The organism is Actinomadura sp. 7K507, from assembly GCF_004348425.1.
Classification (GTDB): Bacteria; Actinomycetota; Actinomycetes; order Streptosporangiales; family Streptosporangiaceae; genus Spirillospora.
The window spans coordinates 19,691-28,596 of sequence record NZ_SMKK01000111.1 but is presented as its reverse complement, the minus strand read 5'-3'; the positions used below and the strand labels follow the sequence as shown (position 1 = coordinate 28,596).

General features: G+C 69.3%; 11 protein-coding genes. 6 read left to right on the top strand and 5 right to left on the bottom strand.

Features of this window, described 5'->3' with window-relative positions:
• Positions 1 to 483: 483 nt before the first annotated feature.
• Both E1285_RS24290 and E1285_RS24285 read left to right on the top strand, forming a co-directional pair.
• Complete coding sequence (locus E1285_RS24290) at positions 484 to 1,251, top strand: helix-turn-helix transcriptional regulator (protein ID WP_165966736.1); 768 nt, start codon at positions 484 to 486, stop codon at positions 1,249 to 1,251.
• Positions 1,248 to 1,457 (top strand): DUF397 domain-containing protein, encoded by a 210-nt coding sequence (locus E1285_RS24285; protein WP_132155864.1) that lies wholly within the window; start codon positions 1,248 to 1,250, stop codon positions 1,455 to 1,457. Before E1285_RS24290 ends, E1285_RS24285 begins: the two co-directional genes overlap by 4 nt.
• Before the next feature lie 88 nt (positions 1,458 to 1,545).
• Here the strand turns inward: E1285_RS24285 and E1285_RS24280 are convergent, their stop codons facing one another.
• The 4 genes from E1285_RS24280 to E1285_RS24265 form a co-directional block, all read right to left on the bottom strand.
• Positions 1,546 to 1,758: a hypothetical protein gene (locus E1285_RS24280; protein ID WP_132155862.1), complete on the bottom strand. Its 213-nt coding sequence runs from the start codon at positions 1,756 to 1,758 to the stop codon at positions 1,546 to 1,548.
• Positions 1,758 to 2,252: a hypothetical protein gene (locus E1285_RS24275; RefSeq protein WP_132155860.1), complete on the bottom strand. Its 495-nt coding sequence runs from the start codon at positions 2,250 to 2,252 to the stop codon at positions 1,758 to 1,760. The genes E1285_RS24280 and E1285_RS24275 overlap by 1 nt, the downstream gene beginning before the upstream one ends.
• Positions 2,253 to 2,525: 273 nt before the next feature.
• Complete coding sequence (locus E1285_RS24270) at positions 2,526 to 3,416, bottom strand: NAD(P)-binding domain-containing protein (RefSeq protein ID WP_132155857.1); 891 nt, start codon at positions 3,414 to 3,416, stop codon at positions 2,526 to 2,528.
• 336 nt (positions 3,417 to 3,752) lie between these two features.
• A complete protein-coding gene (locus E1285_RS24265) occupies positions 3,753 to 4,094 on the bottom strand; it encodes a helix-turn-helix domain-containing protein (RefSeq protein ID WP_132155855.1) in 342 nt (113 codons plus the stop codon).
• Between the two features lie 59 nt (positions 4,095 to 4,153).
• Here E1285_RS24265 and E1285_RS24260 point away from each other — a divergent pair, with 59 nt between their 5' ends.
• Positions 4,154 to 5,206 carry a helix-turn-helix transcriptional regulator gene (locus tag E1285_RS24260; protein WP_132155853.1) on the top strand — a complete coding sequence of 351 codons (1,053 nt, stop codon included), beginning with the start codon at positions 4,154 to 4,156 and terminating at the stop codon, positions 5,204 to 5,206.
• On the opposite strand, the gene E1285_RS24255 is transcribed toward E1285_RS24260, so the two are convergent.
• Positions 5,093 to 6,289 (bottom strand): MFS transporter, encoded by a 1,197-nt coding sequence (locus E1285_RS24255; RefSeq protein WP_132155851.1) that lies wholly within the window; start codon positions 6,287 to 6,289, stop codon positions 5,093 to 5,095. The two genes, E1285_RS24260 and E1285_RS24255, sit on opposite strands and share 114 nt — an antisense overlap.
• Positions 6,290 to 6,542: 253 nt before the next feature.
• Here E1285_RS24255 and E1285_RS24250 point away from each other — a divergent pair, with 253 nt between their 5' ends.
• The 3 genes from E1285_RS24250 (at position 6,543) to E1285_RS24240 (ending at position 8,833) form a co-directional block, all read left to right on the top strand.
• Positions 6,543 to 7,034 carry a hypothetical protein gene (locus E1285_RS24250; protein WP_132155849.1) on the top strand — a complete coding sequence of 164 codons (492 nt, stop codon included), beginning with the start codon at positions 6,543 to 6,545 and terminating at the stop codon, positions 7,032 to 7,034.
• A gap of 67 nt (positions 7,035 to 7,101) precedes the next feature.
• Positions 7,102 to 8,136, top strand: coding sequence for a phosphatase PAP2 family protein (locus E1285_RS24245; RefSeq protein ID WP_165966735.1), 1,035 nt, complete (start codon positions 7,102 to 7,104; stop codon positions 8,134 to 8,136).
• Positions 8,126 to 8,833, top strand: coding sequence for a haloacid dehalogenase type II (locus tag E1285_RS24240; RefSeq protein ID WP_243723011.1), 708 nt, complete (start codon positions 8,126 to 8,128; stop codon positions 8,831 to 8,833). Before E1285_RS24245 ends, E1285_RS24240 begins: the two co-directional genes overlap by 11 nt.
• Positions 8,834 to 8,906 lie beyond the last annotated feature (73 nt).

Below are 8,906 nucleotides of genomic sequence, written 5' to 3'. Positions count from 1 at the left end.
GCCCCGGTGACGTGAAGGACACTCCGTCCCGCTACGTCACCGGAGGTTCCGAGTGGTGCCGCGTGCCCGGAACGCCTCCCTCATCAGTTCGGCCCGGAGTTCCACCGGGTCGGGACGCATCACCGTCGCGTCCACCCCGGCCGCCGGGTCGATGAGCGTGGCGACGTATTCCCCGAGACGCCCGTCCCATCGCCGTGATCGCCAAATGTGATATCCGGGAAAGTCTTCCCGGAGGCGATCGAGAGCCGGGTTATCGAACGAAGATGTGTCTTTCACGGAAGGCCCCAGGGTCGGATTCGCTGTCGGTGAATGTGTTATAAGAATCACAGCGACGCATTGCCCCTGGCCAGTAAGCCGCCGCGGCCAATGCTCGACCCCCCGAAAGATCAACGAAACCCGGGGCCGGGTTTCAAAAAGGAGCCTCCCATGGGATCGCGGAGTGAACCATATGAAGCCCCTGCAATTCAGACATTCGCCTCCGAGTTGGCCGAATGGCGCTCACAAGCAGGACTGAGCAAGACGGCCCTCGCCGAGACCCTCGGCTACACCCCGCAGTGGATCAGCCAGGTCGAGGCGGCCAAGAGCATCCCGTCCAAGGAGTTCGCCGAGAACCTCGACACCTACTTCAAGACCAACGGCCTCTTCCACCGCCTGTGGAAACGCATCATCGACACCCGCTACCAGGCCGTCCTCCCACCCGGCTTCCCCGAGTTCGTGGAGCGTGAGGTAGAGGCAAGTCAGCTACGCAACTTCGAGCTGACGCTGATCTACGGCCTTCTCCAGACCGAGAACTACATCCGTGCGGTCGTCGGGCACAAGCAGGACCCAGACACCGCAGATCGACTCGTCGCCGAACGCCTCAAGCGGCAGGAGGTCCTCACCCGCGAGAACGCGCCCAACGCGTGGTTCACCCTCGACGAATCGGCGCTACGGCGTGACATCGCCGGCCCAGACGTCATGCGCGAGCAACTCCAGCACATCCTGACCTTGGGTGAACGCTCCAATATCTCGATCGACGTCGTCCCGCTTACTGCGAGGTACTATCCGGGCCTCACAGGAAGCTTCACCATTCTGAGCTTCCTCAATGCGCCTGACGTCGTCTACGGAGAGATAGCGGGGCAAGGGATGCTCATCCAGGACCCGCGAACCGTCGCGCGCTTCGCAGTAAGGTACAACTCACTACGAGGCGACGCGCTCCGTGTCGAGGAATCGCGGAACCTGATCAAGAACGTCCTGGAGGAGTACGGATGACCGCACCGGATCTGTCAGCCGTGAACTGGCGCAAGGCGAGCCGCAGCGGCCACGAGGGCGGCGCCTGCGTCGAGGTCGCCGGTGTCGCCCCGGTGGTCGCGGTTCGGGATTCCAAGGACCCGGACGGGCCCAAGCTGGCCTTCGGCGACGCTGACTGGCGCACATTCACGAGCCGGGTGAAGGCCAACGCCCACGACCTCCCCTGAGGCACCCCCCGGGGACGAGCCCCTGCCCTTATTGGATGGGGCTCGTCTGGGGAGAGTGTCGGCAGGGGGTAGGCCGCCTACTTGATCATCACGCCGTACGGCGGTCTTCGAGTGCCCACTTGCGACGCCACCGCGCGCCTAGTGCCGCGTTCTCCTCAGGTGTGTCGGCGAGGTCGTCGAACTCCACGGCGTCGGCGTGGAGTTCCTCATAGCGAGGATCCTCCGGAGTGATCTCGGTGGCGCCGCATCCTGCCTCGTGCGAGAGCAGCAGCTTGCCGTCCTTGAGCACCGCCTTGGTCATCACACCTCCAGCCCGAAGTGCCTCACATAGTACCTGGCGACGATTTCCGCGACCGGCTCATGACCGCTCAGCGTCCGGACGAGCCGGGACAGTTGGCCTGTGATCACCATGGCCCATCCCTCAGCCCACCACTCGAGTGGGTCGAGCCACCGTTCGACGATCAGCAGCGGCCGGCATCGGAACATGATCGTCTCCCACTCGCCCGATTCGGCGAAGCGGCGGCGGCGTTCGATCACGTGGCCGATCTCGTGATCGACGAGCGACGCCGAGACGTGCGCTCCCGTGCCGATCGCCACGGTCCGGGACGCCCAGTCGGTCACGCCCGGCACGTGGTCCCAAAGCGCAGCCGAGCCGGGATGGACGGGTCGTCCGGCGAGGTGCTCGAAGTGGTCTAGCCCGGGCACCGCGCCGACACCAACCCAAAGGCCGCCTGTGAGGGCCTCGGTGACCTGCGTGGCGATGGGGCCTGGCAGCACTGCGAGCCGGTCGATCACGGCGATCACTTCTGGTGGCGGGGGACCGTCGGTCGGGTTCCATTGCCGGCGGACGACGGCTTCCAGAATTCCCAGGTGGCGGCGGCCATCGCGAGGGAGTAGATCGGTGTCGGAGGGATGAGGGGCGCACCAGTGAGGGGTGCGCCGTGGGGTGGGGGAGGCCATGGCCCGGCATATCCTGCCAGTATCCACGCAGGTCAAGCGGGACGGGGTGAAAGGCGGCCGTGGCCTCTACCTGGTCACGGCCGCCCTCAGTTATGTGTTCGCTGCTCTTTAGCGTGTGGTGGTCGTTCTTCCGAGGAGTTCGGTGACGCGCATGAAGCCGTCGTTCTCGTCGGTCGTCGCGATGGTGCGGCGGACCAGGCCTTCGGCGGCCCGCATCAGGGTGGCGTCGATTCCGTGCCCCTCGGAGGTGTGGACGATGTGGGCCATGGTCGCGGCGGTCGAGCCGATCGGTGATCCTTCTCCGGTGATGTCGTCCTGGTCCACCTCGTCCGCGGTCGCCTCGAAGCTGGGCGGCAGGATCGCGGCGATGCCCTGGGCGAACGGGAGCAGCTCGCGCGCTGTGATCCCCTCGGCCTTGGCGACGGCCAGCGCGTGCGCGTAGCCCGACATGGACGTCCAGTAGATGTCCAGGAGTGCGACGTCGTACGCGGCGGCCCGGCCGATGTCCTCACCCAGATGGCTGTGGGTACCGCCCAGTGCCTCCAACGCCGGCAAGTGGTCACGGTAGAGGCGCTCAGGGCCGCTGTAGATGAACACCGCGTCCGGCGTTCTGATGGTGTCGGTCGGCGACATGATCGCGCCGTCCAGGTAGCGAATGCCGTGGTCCCCTGCCCACGACGCGGTGTCGCGGGCCCGGCCGGGCGTATCGGCGGTCAGATTTACTACGGTGCGTCCCTTGAGCGCGGCGGCGACCGCGTCCCGCCGCAGGACGGCGTCGGACGCGTCGTAGTCCAGCACGCACACCACGGTCAGGTCGCTCGCGGCGACCGCCTCCTCGGGCGACCGAGCACGGATCGCGCCGCGTTCGACGAGTTCGGTGTCCCGTCCGGGGGTCCTGTTCCAGACGGTGGTGCGCAGGCCCGCGTTCACGAACGCGCCCGCCAGGGCCCGGCCCATGGGTCCCAGACCGATCACGGTGACGGCAGAGTGGTCAGGCATGCTTCAACTCCAGAAGAGTCAATTGAGGGCGATGGGCAGGACGGCGATGACGCGCAAGCGCCCGTTCAGAACACGGGACTCTGCGGGACGACGGCCGCGACCGCTGTGATCGGTGGCTAGGAAAGGACCGCCCTGCACCCGGTTATTGGAAGACCGCATCGGTCGAACGGCCCCGCTGAACGCGTCGTCTCCAGGTTGGTCCCCGTCGGCGCACCCTGCCAAGTACGCACAAAAAAGTGGGTGCCCCCTCGCACCGGACACTTCGCGGCCGATGGGAACTCCTGCGCCCGGCGCGAGCCGATCACCGATGAGGGGATGGCCGCCGCGACCGTGACGTCAGCGTCCGGGGACCTGGCCGAGGATGTGCTCGCTTCCCCACGCACCGAGCGGGAGCAGCGCCTCGTTGAGCGACTCGCCGAGCGGCGTCAGCGAGTACTCGACCCGCGGCGGCACCTCGTCGTACGCCTTACGAGCCACGATGCCGTCCGATTCGAGCTCCCGTAGCTGGTCGGTGAGGACCTTCTCCGACACCCCGGGCAGTTCTCGCCGCAGCTCCCCGAAACGGTGCGGCCGCTGGTGCAGCGCCCAGAGGATCAGTCCCTTCCATTTGCCCCCGACAACGTCCATCGCCGAGTCGATACCGCACACGTACGATCCCGGCCGCCGCACCGTCCGCATCGCTCCCCCTCCGACCTGACCATTGAGATCAGGGTAACCGCGCACCTCGAAGTACGTACTTGATCATCCGCCGCACCCGGCCAGTCGATCAGCTGCCGTTGCCCGTGGTGACCGGTTCGCGAGTGGTGCCTGCTCTGCTGGAGACGACCGCCCTTGAGGGAATAGGGGGTGGTTCTGCCTGTGCTGCAGATCGTGTGGCGAACGTCGTGGATGTCGCGCGGGCCGGGGCGGAAGGGGCCGCTTCGCTGGTGCCGGTGTGGGAGATGTCGAGCATGCGCCATGTCCGGCTGTCGGCCGGCATGGCGCTCAGCGCACCGCCGGATTCGTGGTGGGGGCTGGTGCTGGCGGGTGAGGTCACGCTTGGGGCGGCATCGGCGTCCAGCCTTCTCGCTGAAGGTGACGCGGTCCTCGTCGATGCCCGTGTCGCCTACCGGGTCACCGCGTCGACGGAGCCGTCGACTCTGGTGGTCGGGGACTTTCGCTTGGCCGTACCGGCCCATCGGCTGCCGAGCCCGCTGATCGTTCGCGGCTTCGGCACCCGGCATGACGGCGTCGCGGCGCTCGTCGGGAAGTGTCCGCTCGAGCGTATGGGCAGGCCGTCCCTGTTCGCCGCCAGTTACGGCAATCTGATCGGTGCGGCGATGACCGCCTCCTGGCTTGAGGAGCAGGACCGCGACACCGCCCGGCCGGACGAGGCCGTCGCCGCCGTGGTCGCCGCGGTGACCGCCCGGCCGGGAGAGCAGTGGACCGTCCAGGGGATGGCGCGCCTGGTCCATCTGTCGCGTTCCGCGCTGGGCGAGCGGTTCCGCCGCGCGCTCGGGCGCGGACCCGCGGAGGTGCTCCGGGAGGTCCGGATGCGGGAGGCGCGCCGGCTGCTCGACGATCCCTCACGTCCGGTGGAGTACGTCGCTTTCGCCGTCGGGTACGGTTCCGCAGCCGCCTTCAGCCGCGCTTTCTCTTCCCACCATGGCGTCGCGCCGCAGGCCTGGCGCGACGTGTCATCCACGCGGGACGCGCAGGACGGCGAAGACCGCCCCGGCCGCCACGGCGAATCCGGCGCCGAGCAGGAAGGGCGTCGCGACGCCGTGCGCGTCCAGGAGTGCGCCTCCTGACGCCGACCCCAGCGTGATCGCCACCTGGAACGCGGTCACCTGCAGCGACAGGGCCGACTCGGCGCGCAAAGGTTCGACGCGGGTCACCCACAACTGGGTGGCGACCGGGACCATGTTGAAGCCCAGGCCCCACAGGACGACCCCCGCGGCCAGCACCGGCAGGGACGTCGCGGCCACGGTGATCAGCAGGCCGCCGCCCAGCAGCAGCGGCGCCGCGGCGGCCACCACCCGCAACCGGCCCGCGAACCGTCCGGCCGCGAGGTTACCGGCCATTCCGCCCACGCCCCAGGCCAGCAGCAGCCAAACCGTGGCGTCCGCGTCGACCTCCTCGATCGCGAGCCTGATGAAGGGGTAGGCGGCGAAGTTGCCGAACGCGACCAGGACCACTCCCAGCACCCCGGCCATCAGCCATTTGTTGGCGAGCGCCGACCGGAGCATGGTGAATCCGGCGGCCGGATGCGGAGGCACCGGCGGCAGCGTCGCGGCGACGGCCAGGGCGGCGGCGGCGCTGAGGACCGCCGCGGCGCCGAACACGGAGCGCCAGCCGACCGCGTCGCCGACCAGGGACGCGAGCGGGACACCGACGATGGTCGCGATGGTGACGCCGAGTGCGATGGACGTCGAGACCACGTGGTCCCGTCCGGGCACGGCGTGGGTGCCCGCGCCGAACGCGAACGACCAGTATCCCGCGATGGCGATGCCGAGTACGAGGCGGCCGAGGAGCAGGACGGCGAAGCCGGGGGCGACCGCCACCGCCAGGTTCGCGACGGTCGCCGCCGCCAGGAGCCCGACGAGCACGGTGCGCCGGTCGGTCCGTGGCAGCAGCACCGCGATGCTCGGCGCGGTGACCGCGCCCGCGATCGCGGTCGCCGCGACGGCCAGGGCGGCCGTGCCCTCGCTGAGCCCGAGGTCGGCGGCCATCGCGGGCAGCACGCTCGCCGGCAGGAACTCGCCGGCCACGAGGACCGCGATCCCGGCGGCGAGCGCGGCGATCGGCGACCGGTTCGAACGGGCGCCGGGCGGCGCCGGGGCCTCGGGCGGCGGAGAACCGGGGGACGATGGCGATGATCGAGCGGCTGTCATGGGATCAGCCTCGCCGCGCCCGCGCCGACGTGGTTGATCGTGTGAAGCGCGCGGTTGACCGCCCGACCGGCGTTGTCCTCCTCCTTGGTCCGCAGGGGCGGTCGGTCAGCGGCGGGCGCGGTGCGCCAGATCGCGGTCGGCCGACTCGATATCCGGGGCCTCTACCTGGTGATCAACCTGGTCTCTCGGCCGGAACCACTCGTCGGTCTTGAACGATAATGTGATCCGCCAGCCGACTTGAAGGGGAATCTCGATGATCGACCGCGATCCCGGCAAGGCGGGCGATGCGCAGTTCGGCGTTCCGGCGCCCGGCGGCGGGCATGCGCGACCGCGGCGATTGTCCGGCACGTTGTTGCGGGCCGGTGCCGTCGCCGTCTTCGCCTGCGGGACGCTGGCGGCCTGCGGGGACGATGGCGGAGACGCGGCCACAGGGGACGAGGGCGGCGTTGCCAGCGTCGAGGACTTCTGCGCGTCGATGGAGCGCATCAACGTCCAACTCGACTCAAGGGGCTACTTCGAGAGCGAAGGCAGAGAGGCGGCGCCCGCGCATGAGGCGGTCAAGGACATCGACCCGCCCGAGGAGATCAAGTCGCAGTGGGCAACGTTGCTCGAAGGCACCGAAACGGCCGTCGAGCTGGAGCGCAACGACAGCGGCAGATTCGAGAAGACCCCCGAGAGCGAGAAAGCCGCGGACCGCATCCTCTCGTACGTGGACGTGCAGTGCAGCATCGACCTCAGCTCCTAGTCTCCGGTGAGTGCGCACCCGACAGGCGGGGCGCGTAGGCCGTGACCCCTCGCCGGAGGGATGCCGCGTGGCGGACGAGGCGGCGGCCGGCCGGCCGTTGAACACGCGCTGGTGGCGGCCTGTCGCGCTCGCGGTATGGATCGCGGCCGCGGTCGGGCTGGTGGTCGCACGGGGCGTTCCTCTCGACACCCTTCAGGTGCTGGCCTGGGTCGTTGCCACACTCGCCCTGGTCACGGCCCTCGGCGGCGGCAGGGTACGTCGGGTGTTCGTCGACTGGCTCCCGCTGGCAGGTCTGCTCTTCGTCTACGGCCTCACCCGCGGTGCGGCGGATGCGCTCGGAGTGCCGGTGCACGTGGCGTCCATCGCCGGGATCGAGTCCGCGCTTTTCGGGGGCGAGGTGCCGACGGTCTGGTTGCAGGAGCACCTTTACCGCCATCCGCCGTGGACCGCCGTCTGGTGGGAGGTCCCGATCACGGTCGTCTACGTCTCGCACTTCGTCGTCCCGTACGTCGTCGGAGCCTGGCACTGGACCCGGGGCGCGGCCCGCTGGCTCTTCTGGTCGCGGCGGTACGTGGGCGTGACCGTCACCGCGCTGGCGATCTTCATCCTGGTGCCGGCGGCTCCGCCCTGGATGGCCGCGCGCCTGGACGTCATCGGCCCGGTCCAGCGCACGGCGGGCCGGGGCTGGTCGCTGCTCGGAGTGGACGTGGCGGAGCGGCTGATCGACACCGGCCAGGCGTCGGTCAACCTCGTGGCGGCCATGCCCTCCCTCCACGCCGCCCACGCCGCGCTGGTGCCCGCCCTGTTCTGGCGTGGACGGGGCCGGACCACGCGTATCGCCCTGCTCGCCTACCCGGCGGCCATGGGCTTCGTCCTCGTCGTCACCGGCGAGCACTATGTCGTCGACGTGCTCGCGGGCTTCGCCCTCGTCGCGGCCGTCTGCTGGGCCTGCAGCCGCTGGGAAGCCCGGGGTGGAGGAGACGCCGTTCGGCCATCACGCCGTACGGCGACTCGGGGAAGCAGCGGCGGCGTCCGATCACGTGGCCGGCGTCGTCCGTGGCGCTGCGGTCTTCGGTTGGTAACGTCACCGCGTGATCAGTGAACGTCGCTCGGACGACCGCCCGGCTCTCGTGTTCGACGTCCTCGGCACACTGGTCGATCAAACCGGCGGCCTGACAGCCCAGGTGATCGATGCCACGGGGCTTGGCGGTGCCGCCGCATCGGGCATCGTCACGGACTGGCTCGCTTGTGTCGCCGAGCAGGAACGCGCGATCGCCGAACGACGCAGAGGGTTCGCGCCGAGCCACGAGCTCGATCGGGAGGCGCTCGAACGCCTCGCCGGCGCAGGAGCTTTGCCGTCGGCGTCGGTAAACCGCCTGGCCTCCGCGAGCGAGCGGCTACGACCATGGCCGGACAGCAGGGACGGCATCGAACGCCTCGCGGCCGATTTCGCGGTGCTCGGGCTGTCGAACGCGAGCAGACGCACCCTTACCGGGCTCAGCAGCAATTCCGGCCTGCGCTGGCACCAGCTGATATCAGCGGAGGACACGGGCTCCTACAAGCCGTCCGAAGACCTCTACAAGACGGCCATCGAAGCGGCGCCATCAAGCTCGGGCGCCCCCTTCATGGTCGCCGCTCATGCGTGGGACCTTCGTGCGGCGGCCGCCGCCGGTATGCGCACCGTCTATGTGCCGCGGCCGAACGACGATCCTCCTCGCGCCGATGACGCGTTCGATATCCACGCCTCGGACCTGCGGGACTTGCACGCCAGACTCGCCGCGATCCTGAATCGCGAATAGCGCCGCTTCGACCGGCACCAAGACCGCTGGCCGAGGGCAGAACTCACTGGAAACAGACATGGCCAACGTCGTG

Excerpts from the sequence above, each read along its gene's own strand:
- E1285_RS24285 (WP_132155864.1), top strand. The coding sequence starts at position 1,248 with ATGACCGCACCGGATCTGTCAGCCGTGAACTGGCGCAAGGCGAGCCGC.
- E1285_RS24280 (WP_132155862.1), bottom strand. The coding sequence starts at position 1,758 with ATGACCAAGGCGGTGCTCAAGGACGGCAAGCTGCTGCTCTCGCACGAG.
- E1285_RS24270 (WP_132155857.1), bottom strand. The coding sequence starts at position 3,416 with ATGCCTGACCACTCTGCCGTCACCGTGATCGGTCTGGGACCCATGGGC.
- E1285_RS24265 (WP_132155855.1), bottom strand. The coding sequence starts at position 4,094 with ATGCGGACGGTGCGGCGGCCGGGATCGTACGTGTGCGGTATCGACTCG.
- E1285_RS24255 (WP_132155851.1), bottom strand. The coding sequence starts at position 6,289 with ATGACAGCCGCTCGATCATCGCCATCGTCCCCCGGTTCTCCGCCGCCC.
- E1285_RS24250 (WP_132155849.1), top strand. The coding sequence starts at position 6,543 with ATGATCGACCGCGATCCCGGCAAGGCGGGCGATGCGCAGTTCGGCGTT.